This is a genomic window from Methylobacterium sp. PvP105 (assembly GCF_017876975.1).
Classification (GTDB): domain Bacteria; phylum Pseudomonadota; class Alphaproteobacteria; order Rhizobiales; family Beijerinckiaceae; genus Methylobacterium; species Methylobacterium radiotolerans.
The window spans coordinates 16,354-40,554 of sequence record NZ_JAGIPA010000006.1 but is presented as its reverse complement, the minus strand read 5'-3'; the positions used below and the strand labels follow the sequence as shown (position 1 = coordinate 40,554).

17 protein-coding genes and 2 pseudogenes are annotated in these 24,201 nt (G+C 65.0%); 7 read left to right on the top strand and 12 right to left on the bottom strand.

The genetic code is table 11. The annotated features are described in order from the left end of the window. Window positions 1–86: 86 nt before the first annotated feature. The 4 genes from J3A75_RS35935 to J3A75_RS35920 all read right to left on the bottom strand — a co-directional run bounded on the left by J3A75_RS35935 (window position 87) and on the right by J3A75_RS35920 (window position 3,735). Window positions 87–1,769 carry a type IV secretory system conjugative DNA transfer family protein gene (locus tag J3A75_RS35935; RefSeq protein ID WP_059409751.1) on the bottom strand — a complete coding sequence of 561 codons (1,683 nt, stop codon included), beginning with the start codon at window positions 1,767–1,769 and terminating at the stop codon, window positions 87–89. 114 nt (window positions 1,770–1,883) lie between these two features. Next, on the bottom strand, window positions 1,884–2,501 hold the full coding sequence (locus J3A75_RS35930) for a hypothetical protein (protein WP_133250946.1): 618 nt from the start codon (window positions 2,499–2,501) through the stop codon (window positions 1,884–1,886). After that, entirely contained in the window at window positions 2,494–2,751 is a 258-nt protein-coding gene (locus J3A75_RS35925; RefSeq protein WP_043388532.1) for a hypothetical protein, read from the bottom strand. Before J3A75_RS35925 ends, J3A75_RS35930 begins: the two co-directional genes overlap by 8 nt. A gap of 387 nt (window positions 2,752–3,138) precedes the next feature. Further along, window positions 3,139–3,735 carry a recombinase family protein gene (locus tag J3A75_RS35920; RefSeq protein WP_059409752.1) on the bottom strand — a complete coding sequence of 199 codons (597 nt, stop codon included), beginning with the start codon at window positions 3,733–3,735 and terminating at the stop codon, window positions 3,139–3,141. Between the two features lie 294 nt (window positions 3,736–4,029). Between J3A75_RS35920 and J3A75_RS35915 the strand changes: the two genes are divergently transcribed. The 4 genes and pseudogenes from J3A75_RS35915 to J3A75_RS35900 form a co-directional block, all read left to right on the top strand. Then, a complete protein-coding gene (locus tag J3A75_RS35915; RefSeq protein WP_238273932.1) occupies window positions 4,030–4,242 on the top strand; it encodes an AbrB/MazE/SpoVT family DNA-binding domain-containing protein in 213 nt (70 codons plus the stop codon). Beyond that, complete coding sequence (locus J3A75_RS35910) at window positions 4,239–4,628, top strand: PIN domain-containing protein (RefSeq protein WP_043388473.1); 390 nt, start codon at window positions 4,239–4,241, stop codon at window positions 4,626–4,628. The genes J3A75_RS35915 and J3A75_RS35910 overlap by 4 nt, the downstream gene beginning before the upstream one ends. Before the next feature lie 473 nt (window positions 4,629–5,101). Further along, window positions 5,102–6,955, top strand: coding sequence for a potassium transporter Kup (locus J3A75_RS35905; protein WP_053609008.1), 1,854 nt, complete (start codon window positions 5,102–5,104; stop codon window positions 6,953–6,955). A gap of 290 nt (window positions 6,956–7,245) precedes the next feature. Further along, window positions 7,246–7,578, top strand: a pseudogene (locus tag J3A75_RS35900) (helix-turn-helix domain-containing protein); the annotation flags it as partial. Window positions 7,579–7,585: 7 nt separating this feature from the next. On the opposite strand, the gene J3A75_RS35895 reads toward J3A75_RS35900, so the two are convergent. After that, a complete protein-coding gene (locus tag J3A75_RS35895; RefSeq protein WP_209651351.1) occupies window positions 7,586–8,806 on the bottom strand; it encodes an IS256 family transposase in 1,221 nt (406 codons plus the stop codon). A 54-nt stretch (window positions 8,807–8,860) separates the two neighbouring features. Between J3A75_RS35895 and J3A75_RS35890 the strand changes: the two are divergent. After that, window positions 8,861–9,816, top strand: a pseudogene (locus J3A75_RS35890) (transposase); the annotation flags it as partial. Between the two features lie 401 nt (window positions 9,817–10,217). Here J3A75_RS35890 and J3A75_RS35885 read toward each other — a convergent pair. Next, a complete protein-coding gene (locus tag J3A75_RS35885) occupies window positions 10,218–10,826 on the bottom strand; it encodes a c-type cytochrome (RefSeq protein WP_238247143.1) in 609 nt (202 codons plus the stop codon). Window positions 10,827–10,892: 66 nt separating this feature from the next. Next, a complete protein-coding gene (locus tag J3A75_RS35880; protein ID WP_238247141.1) occupies window positions 10,893–11,981 on the bottom strand; it encodes a PQQ-dependent sugar dehydrogenase in 1,089 nt (362 codons plus the stop codon). 609 nt (window positions 11,982–12,590) lie between these two features. On the opposite strand from J3A75_RS35880, the gene J3A75_RS35875 reads away from it, so the two are divergent. Beyond that, on the top strand, window positions 12,591–13,073 hold the full coding sequence (locus tag J3A75_RS35875; protein ID WP_078947056.1) for a MucR family transcriptional regulator: 483 nt from the start codon (window positions 12,591–12,593) through the stop codon (window positions 13,071–13,073). A gap of 911 nt (window positions 13,074–13,984) precedes the next feature. Here J3A75_RS35875 and J3A75_RS35870 read toward each other — a convergent pair. Then, window positions 13,985–15,028, bottom strand: coding sequence for an IS110 family transposase (locus J3A75_RS35870; RefSeq protein ID WP_209650854.1), 1,044 nt, complete (start codon window positions 15,026–15,028; stop codon window positions 13,985–13,987). A gap of 117 nt (window positions 15,029–15,145) precedes the next feature. After that, window positions 15,146–15,987 (bottom strand): IS5 family transposase gene (locus J3A75_RS35865; protein ID WP_091995207.1). Its coding sequence is split into 2 segments (ribosomal slippage): window positions 15,146–15,597 and window positions 15,597–15,987, totalling 843 coding nucleotides; the frame shifts between segments, so codons are not numbered across the junction. Between the two features lie 594 nt (window positions 15,988–16,581). Between J3A75_RS35865 and J3A75_RS35860 the strand changes: the two genes are divergently transcribed. Continuing rightward, window positions 16,582–17,250 (top strand): transglutaminase-like cysteine peptidase, encoded by a 669-nt coding sequence (locus tag J3A75_RS35860; protein WP_053608458.1) that lies wholly within the window; start codon window positions 16,582–16,584, stop codon window positions 17,248–17,250. 1,068 nt (window positions 17,251–18,318) lie between these two features. Here the strand turns inward: J3A75_RS35860 and J3A75_RS36915 are convergent. From J3A75_RS36915 to J3A75_RS35845, 3 genes are all read right to left on the bottom strand, one after another. Further along, entirely contained in the window at window positions 18,319–19,311 is a 993-nt protein-coding gene (locus J3A75_RS36915) for a hypothetical protein (protein ID WP_210254069.1), read from the bottom strand. Then, window positions 19,308–20,834, bottom strand: coding sequence for an efflux transporter outer membrane subunit (locus tag J3A75_RS35850; protein WP_053608464.1), 1,527 nt, complete (start codon window positions 20,832–20,834; stop codon window positions 19,308–19,310). Before J3A75_RS35850 ends, J3A75_RS36915 begins: the two co-directional genes overlap by 4 nt. Before the next feature lie 174 nt (window positions 20,835–21,008). Continuing rightward, window positions 21,009–24,182 (bottom strand): efflux RND transporter permease subunit, encoded by a 3,174-nt coding sequence (locus tag J3A75_RS35845; protein WP_053608460.1) that lies wholly within the window; start codon window positions 24,180–24,182, stop codon window positions 21,009–21,011. Between the last annotated feature and the right edge of the window lie 19 nt (window positions 24,183–24,201).

The following is a 24,201-nucleotide window of genomic DNA, read 5'->3' as shown; positions in this document are numbered from 1 at the left end:
CCCTGCCAACCGCGGCGGCCGCGTTTTCCACCCTCGACCGAGGCGCGTCCGGCTGGCGCTCGCGCCTGCGTGGCGGCGTCCCCGGCTCAGCGCGCCCGGCCGACCGGCGGCACGGCGGTGATCAGCTTGCGAAAGCGCGGGTCGGTGTGCGCGACCGTCTTCTTCAGGCGCAGCGGATGGCGGGTCTGGCCGCCGCTGTTGGGAAACACCAGGAGCTCGTCGCCCGGCATCGCGATCAGCGCCTCCTTGGTCATCAAGCGCGCGCCCTGCGAGGCCCGGGTCGTGGACGGGCTGCCCTTGGCGTCGCCGGTCGGGGCCGTCCGGGTCTCGACGAAGGCGGTGTAGTCGCCGATCGCCCGCGACCAGCGCTCGGTCTCGTCCGGATCGACGGCCGGGACGTCGAAGACGGTGACGACCTCGGCGGTGTTGAGCAGCACGTCAGCCCCGGCCTCGCCGTAGAGCCCGACGAGCTGGGCGCGATCCTGCCACATCGTCCACAGGCTGGCGCCGTAGCCCGGCAACTCGCCCGCCGCGGTCAGCAGCGCGTCGAACCGGCCGAGCACCGCGGCCTCGTCGACGAAGATCATCAACCGCTCGGCCGGGCGGTGGCGACGCACCGAAGCGAAAAGGTCGGACAGCAGCCAGCGCAGGAACGGGGCTAGCACCGCCTTGTACTCGGTCGGCACCGCCACGAACAGGTCGACGGCGCCGGTGGACAGCTCCGATAGCTGGAAGGTCGAGTCGCCGACGAGGTCGCGCAGGCGCCGGTCGGCCAGCCACTGGAACGCCTGTAGGGCGGTGGATTTGATCGGGTCCTTGGTCTTCGGATCGGCCTGCAGGATCTCCATGGCGGCGTAGGCCGCGGGCTCGGGCCAGTGGGTGACGTACTGTTGCAGGAGGCCATGGAAGCGGGCCTCGTCGGTGAGCAGATCCTGGACCTCCACGACCGTGCACGCCTCCGGCTGGCGCAGGGCGACCAACAGCGCGCCGGTGATCAGGTCGACGGCCCGATTGCGGAAGTAGGCGGAGGCCTCGCCGTCACCGGTGGCCTCGGGCAGAAGGGCCAGGGCGGTGCTCTGAAGGTAGAGGACGTCGTCCGGGTCGCGGCCCTGGAGCGGGTTCCAGTGGTCGGTGCCGCCGGCCAGACCCATGGGGTCGAGGCAGATGACGCGGCGCCCGAGCGCCCGGCGCCGTGCGGCGACGGAGCGGTAGACCTCCCCCTTGGGATCGAACACGACCGCGGGTCCGCCCCAGCCCTGAGGTTCGGGAAAGGCGAGATTGGGGATGAGCAAGCCCGACGTCTTGCCCTTGCGCGGCGGCGCGATGGTGACGAGCGTGCCTTGCACGGCGAGGCGCACGGCACGGCCGGTCTCCGGGTCGCGGCCGAGTTCGAGCCCGCCGCGCAGGCGGCCGCGCTCGGTCGCGGTGGCGAAGCGGGCCGAGCCGAACAGGTCGGAGGTGTCCCGCTTCTGTTCGGGCTTGGCGCGCCGTAGTAGCGCGGCGCCAAACAGGATCAGGAGGGGCGAGAAGGCGATGAGTGGGGCTAGCGACCAGCCGCCATTCGCGAATTCGGGCGCGCGACCGATCAGCATGAGGTACGGCATCGCGAGCGCGTCACCGGCATGCGGGGAGAATAGGGCCCCGAACCAGGCACCGGGGCGCGTCACCTCTGCGGGCCAATACGCTGGGTCGAGCCCGTTCTGGATCAAACCGGCGACTGGGTAGGCCAGGAGCACGGTCGCGAGGAAGGCTGAGAAGATCAGGCGCATTGCGGATCAGTCACGAGGAAAGTAGGCAGCATCGCTGCAAGCACAGCTTGCCCCTCTGTCTCACTTGAAGTTCGACGACGGCATGTCCTCGCGGACCAAAAAGCTTGGAAGAAATTATCTATAATCTAGAGAGGCTAATTTTTCGAGACTTATTTTTTCTTTCAGCCAGGCAGCATTGAGTTGTTCTAGCCACATGGGACGATGACGAGTCCTGAGATCATCAAATCTTAGATGCATCGATGCGACCTCCGGATCGTTCAGAAAGGCCGCCTCGCACAGTGCGGCAAGACCATCAGCATCGAGGGCGTCGAACGCGTGGAGCACACGTGTGGCCAACTTGCGCTGCTCGGTGAGATCCGTCTCGGATCCTCCCAACTGCGCGAGGCGGACCTGACGACCCGCGTAGCGTGACACCGCCTCGTTGATACATGTCGTGACTGCGATGCTGGCGAAAGAATTCGGATTGTAGGCCAACATCTGAACCTGATGCCACGTGGGCAGCAGCACGATCCCGTCTCTTGCAAAGGCCTCCAGTTGCTCAGGTTGCGGCACCGCAAGCCGGTTGTTCTCGAACCAGCGCGTGTCGGGCTGGTGAACCTGGAGTACGGTGTAGGTCGTCGAGCCCATCCGCCGGGCGAAAGCGTTTGCCGCAGCGACCCACTGAGGATGGCGTGCGTCGTCGATGAGGATGATGTCGCGCCCGGTCCTCGCCGGCATTGTCTGTTCAGGCATGACCCTGCACCTGCGGCTTGAGCACGACTACGCCCCGCGTCCGAAAGAGCATTTCGTCGGCCTCTGTCCAGATGGCCCCAAAGCCGCTCAGATCCTGGCCGGGACGTGCCGACACCACGTTATAGTTCGGGCGCACAAGACCAAGCTCGGACGCCCAGCGGGCCTCGGCCTGCCGCACGTCGGGGTGAATCTCTGTATTGACGATAAGCAAGTCCTTGAAAAGCGCTCTCAGCAGCGCGTCCTTGTCCATGGGAGACATAACGATCCTTGCACCCGATCTATATGAACGATGACAGTCGCAATAGAAGGATCGTGTTTCTGAAGCGGCTGGTAAATCGGTAAAATTGATACGATTTGCTCAGTTCACATAAGCTTCGAAGAGATATAAGTATTAACCAAGGTATCCTCTTCAGATGCGCGTCGCCCATCGCCTCACATATTGCTCAGGATGTAGAAAACCTGCCGCCTGCGAGGTTGACGGCATTTGAGAGCGCATCAAGGTAGTGGGAGGCCCTCGGGCGGTCCTCTGGTGTTATCTTGATCGTTATTTGGCATTGATCCTCGGCGTCTCTGTCGCTCTGTATCGAGGGAAACCGGTGATGTGTGAACCCAATGCCGGGCGCCGTGCCGCGTCCACTTAGGTCGCCACGACAGCAGGCATCGTAGATTGGCGCTCCAGGGTCCGGTAGACGGTCGGCCGTGAGACTGAAAACAGCTCGGCCAAGTCGCTGATCGCGTAGTCGCCTGTGTCGTACATCCGGCGCAGCTCCTTCTGCTGGCGATCCGAGAGCTTAGGCTTCTTGCCCCGCAGCTTCCCCTTGGCGCGTGCCATCGCCATGCCCTCGCGCGTGCGCAGCCGGATCAGGTCCGCCTCGAACTCGGCAAACGTCGCCAGGATGTTGAAGAACAGCTTGCCCATCGGGTCGGACGGGTCGTGCACGCTGGCGCCGAGCTGGAGCCTCACACCCCGTTCCGCGAGCGCGTCGCCAATCGCGCGCGCGTCCGGCACCGATCGGGCCAGCCGGTCGAGCTTGGGTACTACTAGGGTATCGCCACTCCGGACCGCGGCCAGCGCTTGGTCGAGGCCCGGGCGTGCCCGGTTCGTCCCCGTGAAGCCCTTGTCAGTGTAGATGCGGTCAGTCGCCACCCCGAGCTGGAACAGCGCGTGGCGCTGGGCAGCGAGGTCCTGCTTGTCGGTCGAGCAGCGGGCATAGCCGATCAGCACATGCGTCATGAGCGGGACTGTAACGTACAGGGTCCCCTCACCGCAATTTTTATCGTACCAACCTATTGAGACAGCGTCCGCGCAGACGGATTGATCCTTTGCGAGCGGATCTTCCGAGCGTCCGTTGACCGATCCCCTTGCGGACATAGCTAAGCGGCACCACACGTCCAGAGTGATCCAGCATCGCGACGCCATGACGTCAGTCGCTTACCCTGGCGTGAACTGGTATTTTTGGCGTACATTGGTTTGCATGGCAGACAGTAGAGGCGTCCCATGAGAGCCAAGGTGATGCCCGATGGGCGCGTGAGCCTGCCGGCCGATCTCCGCAAGCGGCATGGCCTCATTCACGGAGGCGAGGTCATCGTCGAGGATTTGGGCGACGCCATCGTGCTGCGGACGCTCGATCAGGTCGTCGCCCGGGCACAGGCTCTGAGCCGCAGGCTGATCGGCGACAAGGCAGGCGCGTCCGTGGCGGACTTCCTCGCCGACCGGGCCCGTGAGGCCGAGGCCGAATGACGAGCTTCGTCCTCGACGCGTCCGCGCTGCTTGCCCTGCTGCTGGCTGAGCCGGGAGCGGATCGGGTGAAGGCCGGGCTCGACGGGTCTGTCATGACGATCGTCAATCTGGCCGAAGTAGTCAGCCACTACGCCAAGCTCGGGGCTGCACGCCCTGATATCGAAGCGCTGTTGCGCCCCTTGCCGATCCGGTGGGCCGCCGTCGATGCCGCGCTGTCGTACGAGGCCGGCATGCTGCGTCCGCTCACGGTTGCGGGTGGTCTGTCGCTCGGGGATCGCTACTGCTTGGCCCTTGCCAAACGTGAAGGTCGGCCAGCGCTTACGGCGGAGCGGCGCTGGTCGACGATCGCCGAGGCAGCTGGTGTCGTGGTCGAGATGATCCGCTGAGGGCTGCGCGGAAGGACCAGGTCGACGGCGGAGATGCGCGCGAAGCCGACGCGCATGTCGGGATCGTGCCAAACCGGCGTTTGCCCGCCAATAGAAAAGCCGACACGTTTTTCCGACACAACCGGGGTTGTTTCGAGCGACTAGCGATCCGCCCCGCCGGATCGTCGGGGAAACGGTCGGTTTGCCTACACACTAGGCGATAGGCTCAAAGTCCTTTTCTAAGATAATCGGTCCAAGATCCTCTAAAACCGCTTCTCCTTTCCTCTGTGACAGCCGGAGAGCTGCGGGGGCATCGGGGGCGTATCTGCCACCGATCACGCGGATCTGTTTCGGCTCGCCAAGCGTCTGAGACCAAGAGAGCTACCGAGCATAGCGCCCGTCGCGCTCGGCTGGCTGTGGATGGAGATGAACTGGTGACCGTCGCGATCCAGGCAGGCGAAGCGCAGCTCCCGGCACGAACCGCCTCCGTCGCCCTGTCCCTCGGCGCGCTCGGCATCGTCTACGGCGATATCGGCACCAGTCCGCTCTACGCGCTCAAGGAGACCGTCAAGGTCGCAGCCGCAGGTGGCACCCTCCAGCACGACGCGGTGGTCGGATCCGTCTCCCTCATCCTTTGGTCGCTGTTCCTCATCGTCGCGCTCAAGTACGCCGTCTTGATCCTGCGCGCGGACAATCACGGCGAGGGCGGCATCGTGGCCATGCTTGCTCTGCTCGGGGCCCGGCATGCACCGCCACGCTCGTGGCGCGCCATCCTGCTCGTCGTCGGGCTGATCGGAGCCGCGCTACTCTACGGCGACGGCGCGATCACCCCTGCCATCTCGGTGCTCTCAGCTGTCGAGGGCCTGAAGGTCGATGCCCCCGGCGTGACGCCTTTTGTGGTGCCGGCTACCGTCGTCATCCTGATCGGTCTGTTCTCGGTCCAGCGCAAAGGTACCGGCTTCATCGGGCGCCTGTTCGGACCGGTCATGCTGCTGTGGTTTGCCACCATCGCGGCCGTCGGCGCGGCCGGCATCCGGCAGAAGCCGGAGATCTTGGCGGCCCTGAACCCGTTCCGCGCCGTCTATTACCTTCTCACCGCGCATCTGCCGGTCAGCTTCGCCATGCTGGGCGCAGCCTTCCTGGCGGTCACCGGCGGCGAGGCGATGTACGCCGACCTCGGCCATTTCGGGCGCGCACCGATCCGGCTCGCGTGGTTCGCGATCGTGCTCCCGGCCCTGGTGCTGAACTACCTCGGCCAGGGCGCGCTGCTGCTCTCGAACCCGGCCGCGGTCGACAACCCGTTCTTCCAGCTCGCGCCGAGCTGGATCCACTACCCGCTCGTGGCGTTCGCCACGCTGGCCACCGTCATCGCCTCCCAGGCCATCATCTCCGGTGCGTTCTCGCTCACCGAGCAGGCGATCAAGCTCGGCTTCTTCCCGCGCATGCGCATCGTCCATACCTCTTCGCAGGAGGCCGGGCAGATCTACGTGCCCATCGTGAACTGGCTCCTGGCCTTCGCCACCCTCGGCGCGGTGCTGGCCTTCGGCTCGTCGGACGCGCTGGCGGGCGCTTACGGCATCGCGGTGTCACTGCTGATGGTGATCACGACCGTGCTGGCGGCATTGATCGCGCTTCGCTGGGGCTTCAACCTCGCCCTCGTGCTCGCGGTCAACGGCGCGTTCCTGCTCGTCGATCTGACCTTCTTCAGCGCCAACACGCTGAAGCTGTTCGAGGGCGGCTGGTTTCCGCTGCTGCTCGCGGCGGGCGTCGCCTTCCTGATGCTGACCTGGCGGCGCGGCACACAGCTCCTGGAGGCGGCCCGGGCCGATATCCGCATGCCCGAGGCGGAGTTCCTGACCCGCGTCGAATCCAAGCACCTGCCGCGCATCCCGGGCACGGGCGCGTTCCTGACCTCGGCCGAGGACGGCATGCCGTTGCCGCTGATGAACTTCGTGCGCCACCTGCAGGTGCTGCACGAGCGCGTGCTCCTCGTGACGCTGCAGATCCTGGACGTGCCGCACGCGGCAGACGCCGAGCGGATCGAGGTGGTGCCGGTCGCTCCGGACGTGACACGGGTGCTGCTCCGGTTCGGCTTCATGGACACGGTTCATGTCCCGCGCGCCCTGCGACGGGCGGTCGAGGACGGCCGGCTCAAGGGCATCGACTGCGACCACCTGAGCTACTTCATCAGCCACGAGACGGTGGTGGCCTCGGAGAAACGTCCCGGCATGGCGGGTTGGCGCGAGGAGATCTTCGCGCTGATGCAGCGTAACGCCGAGGAGACGGCGAGCTACCTGTGCGTGCCGGCCCAGCAGGTGATGGAGGTCGGCGCCGAGATGGAGGTGTGAACGGAGGCTCTCATGGGATCGATCGTATGCCCCGTGTGCGGGCTCAAGGACTTCGAGGTTGGGCCGCAGGCGGACGGTGGGCTTGCAGCGGCCGCAATCTGGACAGACGCGTTCGTGCGACGCTGCCAGCACGTTCAGGAGCGCAGGCACCGCGCTGATCTTAAGACTCACACCTGTCCGCACTGGGCATGCGCTGTGCAAGATGCCGCTGAGCAGGTCAGTGATCCTCCGCCTCCCGGTTGCTTGAGACACCCCGTTAGCGGACGGTCGCCGCGACAGGGGTGAGGATGATGAGCACGGATACGAGGGCAGATGCAGGCGCAGTCGGTCCTGGTCGCGGCGGGCGCATGTCCCGGCAGCGCAAACGGGATGCAGTGCTGCGGCTGCTACGCGGCGAGGACCTGGAGAGCGTCTCGCGCAGTCTGGGCGTGACCGCCGCGACCCTGTCGGGCTGGCGCGACGCGTTCCTGACGGCGGGCGAAGCGAGCTTGGCGACCCGGCCCCTTGATGCGGACGCGCTGGAGAGCGGGCGGCTGAAGGCCAAGCTCGGTGAGATGCTGATCGAGCGCGAGTTGCTGGAGGCCAAGATGGGACTGTCAGGAATTCCGTGTAGGGGCGGCGGGTTGAACATCAGGCCGCCATGGCCCGGGTGAAGCGCTCGCCGAAGATGACGGCGAACTGCGCCTTGGCCATGACCCACTCACGCGGGCCCATCTTCCACGCCTTCTCGGAGCGGTTCAAGACCAGGTAGAGCAGCTTCAGCGCGGCCTCGTCGGTCGGGAAGTGACCGCGGGCGCGCACAGCCCGGCGCAGCGTGGCGTTCAGAGCCTCGATGGCATTCGTCGTGTACAGGATCCGGCGGACTTCGCCGGGGAACGCGTAGAACGGGACCACCTCACTCCAAGCACGCCGCCAGCTCTGGGCGATGGCCGGGTAGCGCCGGCCCCACTCGCCCGCCTCGAAGGCCGCCAGAGCCGCCTCGCCAGCCGCGGCATCGAGCGCGCGGTAGATGTCCTTCAGCGCGCCCGCCACGAGCTTGCGGTCCTTGTAGGAGACGAAGTCGAGGCTGTGGCGCAGCAGATGGACGATGCAGGTTTGAACCAACGCCTCGGGGAACACCGCCCGGATCGCGTCGGGGAAGCCCTTCAGGCCATCGACCACGGCCAGGAGCACGTCCTCGACGCCGCGGTTCCTGAGCTCGTTCATGACCCGCAACCAGAACTTGGCGCCCTCGTTCTGCTCCAGCCACAGGCCGAGGATCTCCTTGGAGCCGTCGGCGCGCACGCCGAGCGCGATGTGGACGGCCTTGTTGCGGACCACGCCCTCGTCGCGCACTTTGATCCGCAGGGCGTCGAAGAACACGATCGGGTAGACCGGCTCCAGCGGTCGGGCCTGCCAGGCGGCGACCTCCTCCAGCACCGCGTCGGTCACCGCGCTGATCAGGTCGGGCGAGACCTCGATGCCGTAGAGCTCGCGCAGGTGGGAGACGATCTCCCGGGTGCTCATGCCGCGGGCGTACATCGACACGATCTTGTCGTCGAAGCCTGGAAACCGGCGCTGATAGCGGGCGATCAGTTGCGGGTCGAACGTCGCCTGCCGGTCGCGCGGGATCGCCAGCTCGATCCGGCCGGTCTCGGTCGTGACCGTCTTGCGGCCGTAGCCGTTGCGGCTGTTGCCGGCCTCCTCGCCCGCCAGATGATGGTCCATCTCGGCGTTGAGCGCCCGCTCAGCCAGGGCCTTCTTCAACTCGTCCAGCAGGCCGTCGGCCTCGAACGCCGACTTCGGATCAGCACCGGCCAGCAGCTGGTCCAGGATCGCGTCAGGGATGCGGGGGGCTTTGCGTCTGGCCATCGGGAACCTCCTTCGGGGCCACTATGGCCGCCCCACACGAAATTCCCGACAGTCCCGGCCAAGATCGCCGCCCTGGAGGCGCGCGGCCCCGGCCCTTTGGCCCGCAGGCGGTCGCGGCCATGAGCCGGGCCGTCTCGCCTGCCAGCGGCAAAGTTTACGGACTGGCCCGGGTGTGCCGGATCTGGCGCGTGTCGCGCGCTACCGTCCACCGGCACCTCTCACCCGCCCGGCTCGTGCCGTCGCGGCGTCCCGGCCCAGTCGGGCCGATGCCGGATGCGGCGCTGCTCACGCAGATCCGCGCCATCATCACGGACTGCCCCTTCCACGGCGAGGGTCACCGCAAGGTCTGGGCGCGGCTGCGCCTCAAGGGCGTGCGCACCTCCAAACGCCGCGTGCTGCGCCTGATGCGCGCCCATGATCTGCTCGCCCCCTCTCGCGTCGGCACACCGCGCGGCCCGCGCAATCACGACGGCACCATCATCCCGGAGAGGGTGGACACGATGTGGGGCACGGACTTGACCACCACCTGGACGGCTGAGGGACAGGTCGCGGTGTTCGTGGCCGTCGACCACTGCTCGGCCGAGTGCGTGGGCATCCATGCGGCGCGTCGGGCCACACGGTTCGAGGCGCTGGAGCCGATCCGCCAGGGTGTGCGGCAGCGCTTCGGCGGCTTTACGGCCGAGATCGCCTCCGGCCTGAGTGTCCGGCACGACCACGGCAGCCAGTACATGTCGGACGATTTCCAGGCGGAGCTGGCGTTCCTGGGTATCGCGAGTTCGCCCGCCTTCGTGCGCGCACCGGAAGGAAACGGCTGCGCCGAGCGCTTCATCCGCACGCTCAAGGAGAACCTGCTGTGGGTGGAGCACTTCGACACGGTCGAGGACCTGCGTCGCGCGCTGCTGGCGTTTCGCGACCTCTACAATGAGACGTGGCTGATCGAGCGGCACGGGTTCCGACCCCCAGCCGCCGTTCGTGCCGCGCAGCTTCCACCCGCGGCCTTGGCCGCGTAGGCTTCAGATCGGTGTCTCACAATCCGCGGGCGGTACAGTGAGGAGGTATCCGCTTGATTCTATTCAGGATGGGATGCTGCAGAACTACTCGACGAGGCCGCGCCAGCCGAGGAATTCGCGGACGTCCTCGAGGTGATCAGGCTTCATGAGGAGAGGGCCGTTGAAGCGTATACCCTGAAGACATGCGATGCGGGCAAGACCATCTTTGCGACTTCGACGCCGTGGTCCCGAGACTGTGAACATCAGGCGATCACACAAGCTACGCAAACGATCCGTAGCAACGCAAAACTGATCGTTTTATCGACAAAATAAATCCATAGATAATCCTATCATTCTAACTCGTTGATATGCTCTTAGACATGAGGCTTATCAGAGCTCAACTTGACCGCCCGCGACCCCGTTCAAGGTTTTGGAACCTGCCCCGCCGTACTCTGCTCCGAGCGGTATTGGGCGAGGTAGCGTGCAAGCACTGGAATGTGCTCATCTTTGATGTCTCGTGAGACCTCGTTCATCGCCGGCTCGTAGCCAGGGCGTGCGTTGCTCTTGTAGCCCTCAAGCGCGGCCGTCAGATAGTCCTCGCGCTGCCCAGCGACCCTTGGGATCTGTCCCTGCCCCGCGAGGTCGGCACCGTGGCACGAGCCGCAGCGATAGCGCGCGATGAGTGCGCGCGCCTCTTCGGCCGCTTTAGCTTCGATCGGAGCAGAAGTTTCCGGCGCGGGCAATTTGGAGATTGCCTCGGCGAGCGACTGTAGATCATCATCCGACAGGTTTGCCGCCATATCGTTCATCGGCGGAGCAATTCGCTGCTTCTCGCGGAACATCAGCAGCTGCGCGACTACGTAGTCGCTCTTCTGGGCGCCGAGCGACGGCACGTGCTCCGCTTGGGACGTGCCGTTTTCGCCGTGGCAGCTGAGGCAGATACTCAACTGCTCCGTGGCCGGCTGCGCACACACCGGCACGCCGATGCTATCGAGCAAGATCAAGGCTGATAGACCAACAAGCAGGCGCACGGCGGGTCCGATGGCGGGCGAGGGTGATTAAGCCGGGGCGAGGAGGTCTCACCTCGGCCAAGTCACTTAGGGCTCTTTGTAGGTGATGCGCCAGATAGCGCCGTTCCAATCGTCGGATACCAGTAGCGATCCGTCCGGCATTGGCTGCACATCGACGGGCCGGCCCACGTAGGCATTGTTCTGGAGAAAGCCTGTCAGGAACGGCTCGTACGATGCGATAGTGCCGTCGTCCTTGAGCTTGACGACCACGACATCTCCGCCGAGCTTCTTCGTACGATCCCACGAGCCATGACGGGCCAGGAAGATCGCATTCTTGTAGCTGCTCGGGAACATATCGCCCGTGTAAAACCGCATCCCCAGCGTCGCCACGTGCGGGCCCATCAAGCCGGCTGGCTTGGCAAACTCGTCGCACGAGTGACCCCATCCAAATTCAGGGTCGGTGAAGTTGCCCTGATGGCAATAGGGATAGCCGAAGTTGGGCGCCGTCGTCGTTCCCGCCTTGACCACGTGCAGCGTGTCGTTCGGCAGATCCTCCGACATCCAGTCGCGGCCGTTGTTGCTGAAGTAGAAGTCTTTGGTAACAGGGTTCCAATCAAATCCAACTGAGTTGCGCACGCCGGTCGCGACCAGTTCCACGTTCTTGCCGTCCAGGTCCATGCGCCGGATCTGCGCGTGGCGCGATGACGGCATGACGATGTTGCCGGGCGCGCCGACCGGGACGTAGAGCTTGTTGTCGGGGCCGATGGCGATGAACTTCCAGCCATGCGGCTCGTCCGTTGGCAGATCTTCGTAGACCAGCACGGGTTTGGGCGGGCTGTCGAGGTTCGCCTCGATGTTGTCATATCGCCAGATCTTGGACAGCTCCGCGACGTAGAGCGCGCCGTCGTGGAACGCGAGGCCGTTCGGCCGATGCAGACCGCTGGCGATCACCTTGACCACGTTGCCGTTCGGGCCTGGCACGACGGCGTACACCTTGTCGCGCACGCGCGAGCCGACGAACAGCGTTCCCTTGTCGCCCAGGCGCATGGATCGGGCGTCCGGCAGCCCGCTGGCGAACACCTCGACCTTGAATCCCTCGGGTACGTGCAGCATCGCCGTTGGCAGCTTGTCGGCACGGGTGGGCAGAACTGGGCCAGATACCGGAGCCAGCTTCATCGCATCTGGATTATCCGGCTGCCCGATCAGAGGGTCGCCCGGCGGCAGCTGTTGGCCGCGCTGAGTGACAGTCGACGGCTGAGACGGTGGGGTGGTTTGCGCCAGCGCCGTTCCAGCCCACAAAATTGCCCCAGCTGCGATAGTAGCTGGCAGTCGGCGTCTTTCGCCTAGCATGTCATCCTCCCTGACACTCATCGCGCCCACTAACATGTGCTGAACGAGACTGATGTCTAGCTGCAACGATGCCTCAGGCCGCGGCAGTGACCAGACGGTGACGGGCTGTGTCCCGAAGCCGGTTTGATAGTTTATCTACGATTGCGCTTGATCTGACTGAGCAGACCTCGGGCGTTCGAAGCGCAGTGTCTAGCGGAAAACTGAATACGATGAAATTATTGCCCAGCCTAATGTTTATCGTTGATATGGCTCACCTTCATGAATTTAACAGAGTCCGGTGAGATAGATGATTGTGAGCGAGATGTTGCGGCAAATATCTAATTTGATTATGCAGATGGTCGGAGGTAAGTTTCAAATCTGTATTATGAGATTTCTACTTGAATTCGGAGGAAGATTGCGTCATTTGTGCACTTGATCTCCAAAAAGGATTACTTCATGAACGAGAAAGCGGTCACACTGCGGAATGATCATATTCGGCAGACAGTCAAGGTCGTTGCAGCATACATCTCGAACAACAGCCTGCCGGCGGCTGAGCTGCCAAGCTTGATCTTCGGGATCTACTCCGCTCTGTCCGGCCTCCGCCAGGGTGGCGCATCAGAAGCTCCGATGGTCGAGAAACCAACCCCAGCTCAGATCCACAAATCGATTACGCACGACGCGCTAATCTCCTTCATCGACGGCAAGCCGTACAAGACACTGAAGCGGCATCTCACCGGCAATGGTATGACCGTCGCGCAATACCGCGAGCGCTACGGTCTGCCCCGCGACTATCCCACAGTAGCAATTAGCTATTCTCAGCAACGCTCGACTCTCGCCAAGAGTTTCGGTCTCGGCAGTCAGCGCCGAGAGACCACGGCTAAGGCAACAATTACGGTCGGCGCTGAAGCTCCTAAGAAGCGCGGCCGGAAGACCACTTGAAGCCGTCTGCCGTGGCTCCGCCGGCAACCGCTGTAACGGGTTAAGGCCATACTAGATACAAAACTCGGACGGCCCTGTGCATCCGCGCAGGACCGTCGATCCATCGCTGAACTGAATCGTGCCGAGTTCAGCTACACTTTGCGAAAACTAATTTAGAATGCGAAAATCCTCGATGACGCTACCTGACGTAACACACCGCCTCACCGGCGGACCGATCGCGCAGTTCAGGGCGCAGCCGGTGTTCTCCTCGCAGAACCACGTCAGCAACCCGCTCTTCAGGCATGCGCCGCCGCACTGGTGATAGGTACCGTAGGTGGGCCTGATATAGACCGGTTCGATCGATTTCCGCAGCTGCCCCGAGTTGTACTGCGCAGCGCATGACTCAGTGTGAAAAGCAATCCCTGATATCAAAAATAACAGAGTTAGCCCTCGATAATACATGGATCCGATACCGCGCATGATTTTTCAGCACGATTTATTCATTGTCCTCATCAGAATCGAGTAAATAATATTTCATGCAAAAATATGTAAGGCCTGTAGCTGACGGCGTGAACCGCCCTTATGCATCAACGAGACTGAACGCAGGCTGCCAACCTGTGTCCGCCTCTGAGAGTCTTCTCTGATTGGGGTTCGTGAGGCAAGTTTCTCCTGATCGATGTTTTCTGGTTCCGGCTGTATCGCTCCCGCGGGTCACGCGCTTCTCTTCGCGGTCGGCGCGAGGCCGCCGCATGATGGGGTCAGGAGAGCGAGGCGTCTCAATCTGTTTCACGACCTGGTCTGCTGACGCGGACCGGTTCGGGACTCTCAACGAGATCGCCTCACCCATCGTCCCCACGGGAACGATCCGGGTCACCCTCGCGGGTGAAGTCTGGCCTGCCGTCGTCCAGTTCACTTCAGCAGGCGTATCTCGATCAGGCGGCTGCGACGGCCGCTGCCGGCTCCTTGCCAAAGCGGAACTCGGTCCCGTCGCTCCACATCCGATGGAGGATGACGGCGAGCTTGCGCGCAACCGCCACGCGGGCCCGCGCCATGCCACGATGTTTGGCGACCTGCATCCCCCAGGCGCGCAGGCTCGACCATTTGCGCGAGCGCGTCAGCAGGGAATGGGCCGCTTCGTAGAGCGCGGTACGCGCTAGTTCGTCGCCGCAGCGGCTGACCTTGCCCTGGATGTCGGTCTCGCCCGACTGGTAGCGAGACGGTGTCAGGCCGAGATGCGCCCCGACGTTCCGGGAATGCCGGAACCGCTCCGGCTGATCGATGGTGGCGCGGAAGGCCAGCGCGGTGATCGGGCCGACGCCCGGTACACTCATCAGCCGCCGGCAGACCATCTCGCCGCGCACGATGGCGAGGACCTGCCGGGTCAGCCGATCGAGTTGCTCCAGCATCGTGGCCAGGATCGCCAGCAAGGGCGTGACGAGCGGTAGGATCAGGGGATCGTCGCCCGCCATCTCGCGCACCCGCTCGGCAAAGGCCGCGCGGGCCGGGGTGCCGAGCTTGATCCCGCCCTCGCGTAGGATCCCCCGCACCACATTCTCGATGGCTCGCATCTCGTTGAGCACGGTCCGCCGCGCCACCAGCAGCGAACGCCAGAGCCGGGACTGACGCGACTTGACGTGAACCTGCCGGTACCAGCCCGTGCGCATGATCTGAGCAAGCGCGCGGGCATCGTTGCGGTCGGTCTTGTTGGGCATCGTCTTCATCGCCGCGTTGGCGAGCCGCGTCTCGATGCAGACCGCCGGTAGACCCGCCGCCCGAAGCTCGTCGTGCAGCCACGCCGTCAGCGAGCACGCCTCCAGGCCGATGCGCTCCAGGGGAAGGCCGAGCCCCGTCAGGGCAGCGATGAGGGCGAGCGGCTCGCTGGCGGCTCGCAGTTCCTTGATGAGCCGTCCCGTCTCATCGACCACGCAGATCGCGGTCTCTTCCAGGGAGACGTCGAGTCCGGCAAAGTGCGTCATGGCTGCTCCTTCCTGATGCTGTGGCGATCCGACATCGACCACGCTCTCACATCTCGATAGGAGCAGCCGCCTTCAGCGGAACCGCAGCGTGACCCCAATCACCCCATCTGTCCGGCATCATGATGTTTTCTGACAGAGCTTTCGGGTCATGAGGCGGATGGAGGCCAAGAGGACGAACGCTCGTGCTTTCCGGCTTTTGCATTCCCAATCCTTTGCGAGACGGCGGCAGCGGTTGAGCCAGCCGATCGTTCGCTCGACGATCCAACGCTTGGGCAGCACAGCGAAGCCTTTGGCCTGATCGGAGCGCCTGACGATCTCGACCGTGAGGGTGCGGCAGACCTTGCGAAGGCCATCTTGGAAGGCCGGTCCCTGGTAGCCGCCGTCGGCGAAGAGCTTGAGCAGGAACGGGTAGAGGCCAAACAGCGTGGCCATCACCAGCACGCCGCCATCCCGATCCTGAATGTCGGCGGGATGGACGAGCGCGTGCATCAGCAGGCCCTGCGTGTCGACCAGGATGTGGCGCTTCTTGCCCCTGATCTTCTTGCCCGCATCGTAGCCGGGCGGGTCGATCGAGCGCCCCCCTTTTCCGCGCCCTTCACGCTCTGGCTGTCGATGATGGCCACCGTCGGGCTGGCCTCCCGATCCATCCGTTCCCGGCAGGCGACGTAGAGCGTGTGATGGATCCGCTCCAGCGTGCCGTCATAGTCCCAGAGGTCAAAGTAATCGTGAACCGTCGAGCGCGCCGCCAGATCCTTTGGGATCGCCCGCCATTGGCAGCCGGTGCTCAGCACGTACATCAGGCCGTTCACCACCGCCCGCATGTCGACACTGCGCTTGCCGCCGCCACGCTTGGCTGGAGGGATCAGGGGCTCAATCAGCGCCCACTCGTCATCCGTCAGATCGCTCGGATACCGAAGCTCGCTTCGATCGTAGCGGGCCCGGTTCTCGGTCGTCCACATCAGCAGCCTCCACACAGGCCGCCTTGAATCACAAACCCCTTACATCACTCAATATGTCGCCGGACAGACACTGAGTGATCGATGCCCAGCTCCGTCAGCGTTCGTGCGCAGCCGACCATGAAAGCTGCCTGGCCGAATGCGACCAGTCGGAGCTGGACGAACGTCACACTCTGACCTCGACCTTATCGACACGTTGAAGCGCGACGCATTTCGTCTTCATCCTCTTGCACTCACGTCGGCTTGGGCTGCCGAGCCTGGGCGTTCGCCGATCGGGCCTCGCCTCACACGGCGCTTCCATCGTGTCGGACGCACCGTAGATCCTCGAAACGAGCTGGGAATGCGCAAGCGTTTGGGATGTCAGACTTTCGACACGCCCGGACTCAAGCTCTACCTTATCCCTGCAATAAAATCCAAGCTGTTTCTCATAGTCCCCGGGAAAGGCTATGCATACTGTCAGATCTGACAGGACGATTAGCGCCGACCGATATTATCCGCGCTACGCACAGGGTTAATTTTTCGTTGAGCGCTGGATTGCCGCCGGCGCGTCGGCGTGAGAACTTCCGTTAACGAAAGCTTAACGGTTGGGTCTCGGCGATGCGGTTTGCGGCTTTCACGAGGCGGAATGCGGTCTCGGTCCACGCCGCGCGTCGCCTCAGGCCTGCCCTCGCGGCAGCCTTCTCCATCGGCCTCGGGATCGGCGCCGTGCAGGCTCAAACCCTCGCGTCGCTGCCGAGCGCCCCGAGCGTGGCGCAGCCTCTGGGAACGGCCCGACCGATCGCGGCATGGGTGACGTTCTGCGAGAACTATCCGGCCGAATGCGTACTCGACCGCACGGAGCCTGCCCGCATCACCCTCACGCCCGCGACCTGGTCGACCATCGTTTCGATCAACCGCCGGGTGAATAAGGCGGTGCAGCCGATGACCGACATGGACCACTGGCACGTAGCCGATCAATGGAACCTGGCCGAGGACGGCTTCGGCGACTGCGAGGACTATCAGCTCCTGAAGCGCCATCTGCTCGCCGAGGCGGGTCTGCCGCGCCGGGCGATGCGGATGACCGTGGTCGTGGACGCCAACGGCGAGGGTCACGCCGTACTCACCCTGCTGACCGATCGCGGCGACCTCGTCCTGGACAACAAGACCAACGACATCTTACCCTGGCACCGGACCGGCTATGTCTTCGTCAAGCGCGAGAGCCAGGACGCCATCGCCTGGGTGTCGCTGGGCGGGGTCACCTCGCCCGTCACCACGGCGAACCGTTGAGAGGGGATAGTCGCTCGACCGGGCACAGCCTCGGCGAGGATGAGGCGACCGTCGGCTCGATGCCGTTCGTGCCCGTGCTGCGATGATTACCCCTCATATCATGCGCAGGGAACTCCGATGCGGCTAATTTCGGTGATGGTCCTCCCGCTCGTCATGTTTCTGACAGACGTGTCTGCCGAGGCACGTGTGCGCGGCGTCAAGGCTCACCATGATCACAGGGCTTCACGCGCAAGTGACATGGACCTCACGCTCAGACGCAGGGCCGCCGCCGATCGTGCGCGAGGTTGGATGGACTGGGAGGTGCACAGGCCGCTGTCCAGCTACCTCCCGCCTGTGACCAAGCAGCGGGTATCCGCTCCGCCGTTCACAGGTTGGGGTTATGGCGAGACGATCCCCGGTGCGTGGCCCGGCTTCTGATCGTACGATCCTGCACCGTGCGCAGCGTTTGCCGCGATCGTGCGCCCCATCGTGTCGTCGCACGCCTCGCTTTCGGCATCGGCATGCTGGCGGTGGCCGTCACGGCGCTGACAAAGGCTTCGATGAGATATGGGATGCGGCTACCGACATCGTGAGAATCCCCGATCTCGGAACAGCGCCATCCCCGGTCCGGTTGGCTCGATTGCAGCGCGTCTCGAACGCGCCGTCCACGCCATGACCGGAGGCAAAATGAGAGTCGATATCCGCACGCCGCTGATCGCGGCCTTGATGGTCATCGGCATGGTAGCCGGTGTAGCCGCCGCGGGTGGCGGAGCCGGCGGTGGCGCGGGCGGAGCTGGGGCGGGCGGCAGTGCCGGCGGCTCTGCTTCTGGAACCGGTGGTACGGGCTCCAGCGGCGTCAGTGGCACGGGCGCCGTCAACGGGGCGACATCACCGGGTACCTCAAGCACGAGTTCTGGGCTGCCTGCGGGCAGCACCGGCAACTCCAACATCTCGCAGGGGGGCAAGTCGGTCACGCCCGGTACCGGTTCGACATCTGGTACAGGTCGGTAAAGCGCCGGCGTCGCGCGACGTCCGAAGCCGTTCGAACCCCACACCGGACCGGAGGCGGCGAGCGCGATGGGTTTGCCGTCAGCGCCAGTCGTAGGGATTGAGCGGCTCGAGGACCCGACGCAACGCCTGCAGCGGGGCCGGCTGCTGTTGGTGCTCCGCTTCGCGGGCGAGGGCCCGTAGGAAGGCCTGGGGACCCTGCTCGAGGTCGCGACCGATGCCGTCGAACCGGTCGGCCGGCTCGACGTGCGGCGGATCGCGAGTCACGAGATAATCGATGTTGCAGATCGGCGCCGTCGATCGGTCGCCGAGGCGGTAGCAGATGTGAACCCGGGTATACGGCTCACCGAGCCGGTGCTCGGCGTGCACCCGCTCGACCGCGAAGGCTCCGTTGCTCGCGCGCTCGGCGTAGCGCAGGGTCTGAGCCACCGTCGTCAGCGCTTCCGTGCGCCGGCTCAGCACCAGTTCGACCGCACCTCGCGCGGAGGATAGGCGAGGTTCATCGTGGACGAACGATGATCGCGCGGCGGCGTCGATGCTCGCGCGCGGATCGGTTAGCGGACAGGCAGCGGGCACGACGCTGATCACGACCGAGCTTGGGCACTGGCCTCGGCAGCCCGAAGCCGCATCGATCTGATCTCGACCGCAGGCGTCGGCGTAGCAGGACCGCGCGAGAGTCTCGCAGGTCGCCAGGAACCGACCGACGGGCTCTGAGACGATCAGGTCGGCGGCCGACGCGGTCTTGAGGCCGGCCATTCCAACGAGAAGGCCGAGTGCCGTCGCGCAGACCATTCTCGCAACCCTCGCGGCTCGCCGATGATCGTCGGCGGAGGTGGGCGTAAAGTCCCGGCAGGCGAGACCGACCTGATCCAGCGCTTCAGAGAGCCTGCCGGACTGGTCGTACAGTAGTCCCTCGCCATCATGGGAGGGACCGATCCGATCGATGCGAGGTCGTCGATGCCGCATGTGCTCTGTGCCCTTGTATTCACTGGATCGGGTCGTTCCGAGAACAGCGGACGGGTTCGACGAACCAACACTGCCATCGCCTCGGGTTACGGAGAGATGCTGGATCACAGGAACTTCAGCGGATCCTTCTCCGGGGGCGGCGGCGCCACGTCGGCGCGGTTCCACCAGCCGCCGCCCAGCGCCACGAACAGCGCCGCGGTGTCGGCGTACTGGGTCGCGCGAGCACCCGCCGCGGTGACCAGCGCCGACAGGTAACCCTGCTGGGCGATCAGCACTTGCGTCGAGGTCACCGAGCCGGCCGTGAACTGCTTGCGGACCAGCTCCAGGCTCTGGTTCGTCGCATTGACCGCTGCGTCGGCGGCGGCCACCGCCCTGGCGTCGGCCTGCAGCGCTCGCAGCGCGTCGGCGACGTTCTGGAAGGCGGTGATCACCGTGGCGCGGTACTGCGCCTGCGCCTGGGTCAAGCCTTCCTCGGCGGCCCGCTGGCGTCGGAACAGGGTGCCGGCATCGAAGATCGGTGCCGTCGCCTGGCCGACGATCGTGAAGAACGAGGCGGCCGGGTTGGTAATCTGGGTTATTTGCGTCGCGCTCGATCCGCCCGTGGCCGTCAGCGTGAACTGGGGCAGGCGGTTGGCGACCGCGACGCCGACGCTGGCGCTCGCCTGCTGCACCATGGCTTCCGCCGCCTTGACGTCGGGGCGCTGCTGCACGAGCCGCGAGGGCAGGCTCACCGGAAGCCGGGTCGGCAGCCTCAATGCCGAGAGACGGAAGGTCTCCGGGACCTCGTCGGAGGGCAGACGCCCGGCGAGTGCGGTGAGCAGGTTGCGCTGCTGCGCGAGCGCCTTCTCCAGCGGTGGCAGCAGCTGCTGCGACAGGGCGAGCGCCGCCTGCTGCTGCACCACGTCGGCCCCGGCGATCTGCCCGAGCGACAGCTGCTTGTTGTACAGCTGCAGCACCTCGATCTGCGCCTGGATCACTTTCTGCGTCGCATCGATCTGCGCGCGCAGGGATGCCTCCTGGATGGCGGCGGCGACGACGTTGGCGGTCAGACTTAGATAGGCCGCCTCCAGCTGAAAGCGCTGGTTCTCGGTGGCGGCCTCCAGCGACTCGATCTGCCGCCGGTTCCCGCCGAACACGTCTGGATTGTACGAGACCACCGCCTGCGGGGTAAACAGGCTGTAGAGGTACTGGGTCTGGTTCTGCAGCGGCGATTGCAGGTCGAGGCCCGGGGCCTGGATGCCTTCGGCCTGAGGCGTCGCGGTCAGGCTCGGATAGAGCGTGCCCTTCTGGGCGAGCGCGTTCTGCTGCGCTACCCGCAGGGAGGCCTGCGCGGCCTCCAGCGTCGGGTTGTTGGCCAGCGCCTGCTCGACGAGGCGGTTGAGTGCCTTGGAATGGAACAGCGTCCACCACTGGCCGGGGATGTCGGCGCCCGAGGCGAAGCTCTGGTCGGCCGAGCCGCCTTGCCGGGTGCGAATCTTGTCGGCGGCCGACGGGTTCTTCAGCGGCTCCCTGGTGTAGCGGCTGACCGGCGGATCCTCCGGCGGCATGAAGTTCGGCCCCACCGCGCAGGCGGCGACGCTCCAAGCCAGCAGTATGACGCCGCCATACCGAGAGAGACGACCGAGGGCCATCGTCAGCGGGATTACCCATCCTTCCGACACGCGGACGAACATCCCGTCCCGCACCGGATATCGCGCGGCATGATGATCGAGATCGGGACGCATCGAGGCACTTCTGCAGGCGTGGTCCGTCGAGCGACGGCAAGCATCTGAGCTTGACCGTTCTCTATGGCGATTGCGGGACGTTTAAGGGGCGGACACGGCCTGTACTTTGGGTCGAACCTGCGTGCTCCTGGCCGGTCGCCGCCGCGAGAACAGCGAGATCAGGATCGGCATAACGACCAGGATCAGGGCCGGCGCCAGGAGGATGCCGCCAACCACAACCAGCGCCAGCGGCTTCTGGACCTGCGAGCCGATGCCGGTCGACAAGGCGGCCGGCAGCAGGCCGACGCAGGCCGCGACGCAGGTCATCATCACCGGGCGCATCCGCACCGTCGCGGCCTGGAACACCGCGTTGCGGCGCTGCCAGCCGTCTTCGACGAGCTGGTTGTAGTAGGCGAGCAGGATCACGCCCTCCATGGTCGAGATGCCGAACAGCGCGATGAAGCCGATCGCCGCCGAGACCGAGAACGGCGTCCCCGTCAGCACGAGGGCGAAGATGCCGCCGATCATCGCCATCGGGATCACCGACAGCGTCAGCAGCATGTCGGTGGCCGATGAGAAGTTGATGTAAAGGAGCAGGGCGATCAGCGCGAGCGTGATCGGGACGACGACCTTCAGTCGGGCGATCGCGTCCTGCAGGTTCCCGAACTCGCCGACCCATTCGAGGTGAGAGCCCGGCGGCAACTGGACCTGCTGGGCGACCCGGTTCTGCGCCTCGATCACGGCGCCGCCGAGGTCGCGTCCCCGCACCGAGAACTTGACCGGGATGTAGCGCTGCTGACCCTCGCGATAGATGAACGAGGCGCCCGAGACGAGCTCGACCGTGGCGATCTCAGAAAGCGGCACGGGAATCACGCCGCCGCTCGGATTCTGGGCGCCCACCGTGATGTTGCGGATCGTGGCGAGGTCGCGGCGGTACGCCGAGGCCAGGCGCACGCGCATCGCGAAGTGCCGATCCGAGCCATACTCGTACACGTCACCCGCGGTCTGACCGCCGATCGCGGCCTGAACCGTGGTGTTCACATCCCCGGGCGCCAGCCCGTACCGGGCCGCCTTCTCGCGATCGACGGTGATGCGGACCGTCGGCTGACCCAGTGAGGTGAAGATCGCCAAGTCGGTGATGCCCTTCACCTCGGCCAGGGCCGCCTTGATCTGCTCGGCCGCCTGCGAGATCGCGCTGAGATCGTTGCCGTACACCTTGACGGAGTTCTCGCCCTTCACGCCGGAAGCCGCTTCCTCGACATTGTCCTGGATGTACTGGGAGAAGTTGAACTCGACGCCGGGGAAGTGCTCCTCCAGCGTCTTTGACATATCCTCGACGAGCCGCTCCTTGGTCAGCCCCGATGGCCAAGTCTCCTCGTCGGTCAGCGGTGCGAAGATCTCGACGTTGAAGAAGCCGGTCGCGTCCGTGCCGTCGTCGGGCCGGCCATGCTGCGTGATCGTGGTCTCCACCTCCGGATACGCCTTGAGCACGGCGCGTATCCGGTTGACGTAGGTGTTCGCGGCCTCGAGCGAGATCGAGGGTGGCATCGTCCCGCGGATCCAGAGATTGCCCTCCTCGAGCTTGGGCAGGAACTCCAGGCCGAGCGAGCGGACCATCGTGCCGGCGACGAGCAGGACGACGAGCATGGCGCCGAGCGTCAGGATCTTGTTGCCCAAGGCGAAGCGCAGGAAGCGCGTGTGCCCGAAGTGCAGGAGGCGCACGATGAGCGTGTCGCGCTCCTCCATCTCGTTCGGCAGGATCAGGGCCGACAGGGCCGGCGAGACCGTGAAGGTCGCGAGCAGGCCGCCGATCAGCGCGTACGCGTAGGTCTTGGCCATCGGCCCGAAGATGTGCCCTTCAACGCCGCTCAGCGTGAACAGTGGCAGGAAGCCGACGATGATGATCGTCGCCGAGAAGAAAATCGCCCGGTTCACCTCGGACGCGGCGAAACTGATGGTGCCGAGCTTGCCCGTCAGGGCCGACCCCTCATCGCCAGCGTCATCGGCGTGCGTGATCGGACCGCCGGGATGCTCCGACAAGTGTCGGAAGACGTTCTCGACCATGATCACGGTCGCATCGACGATCAGGCCGAAGTCGATGGCACCGAGCGACAGCAGGTTGGCCGACTCGCCGCGGATCACCAAGATCGCCACCGCGAAGGCGAGGGCGAACGGGATCGTCGCCGCCACGATGATGGCGCTTCGCAGCGAGCCCAGGAACAGCCACTGAACCACGAACACGAGCGCCACGCCGAAGACGAGGTTGTGCATCACCGTGTGCGTGGTTTTGCCGATCAGCCCCGACCGGTCGTAGAGCGGCACGATGCGCACGTCGGGCGGGAGAATGCCGCTCGCGTTGATCTTCTCGATCTCGGCTTCCACGCGCTGGATCGTCGGCAGGCTCGGGCTGCCGCGGCGCAGCAGCACGATGCCGAGCACGATGTCGTCCTGATCGTCGTGGCCGACGATGCCGAGCCGGGGTGCGTTCGAGACCCGCACCTCGGCGACGTCGCGCACGAGCACGGGCGTTCCGTTCACCTGCGTGAGCATGGTGTTGCGGATGTCGTCCGGATCGCGGATCAAACCGATGCCGCGCACCACGGCCGCTTGCTCGCCGATGTTCAGCGTCTGACCGCCGACGTTGATGCTGGAGTTGTTCAGGGACGTGACGAGTTGCACCAAGGTCAGGCCCTGCCCTTGAAGCCGGGCGAGGTCGACGGCGATCTCATATTCCTTGGTCTTGCCGCCGAAGCCGGTGACGTCGATGACCCCGGGGATCGCCTTGAACCGCCGCTGCAGGATCCAGTCCTGGAGCGTCTTGAGGTCGGTGGGCGAGAACCCCTTCGGTCCGACCAGCTGATAGCGCATGATCTCGCCGATCGGGCTCACCGGCGAGATTGAGGGCTGGGCGCCGTTCGGCAGGGGGCTGAGCTGCGACAAGCGGTTGAGGACCCGCTGCTCGGCCTCCTCATAGGTGAAATTGTAGTTGAACTGGACCTTCACGTCGGAGAGGCCAAACAGCGAGATCGTCCGCACGACGGTGGCATTCGGGATGCCGGCGAGCTGCACCTCCAGCGGGATGGTGATGTAGCGCTCGATCTCCTCGGCCGATTGGCCGGGGTTCTGGGTAATCACGTCCACGAGCGGCGGCACGGGGTCGGGATAAGCCTCGATGTTCAGTTGGGCATAGCTGGCCGCGCCGACTACCAGCGTCGCGAGAAACAGCAGGAGGACGAGGACGCGCTGGCGCAGGACGAAGGTGATGACGCCGGTCATGACAACTTCCCGCGGTCGG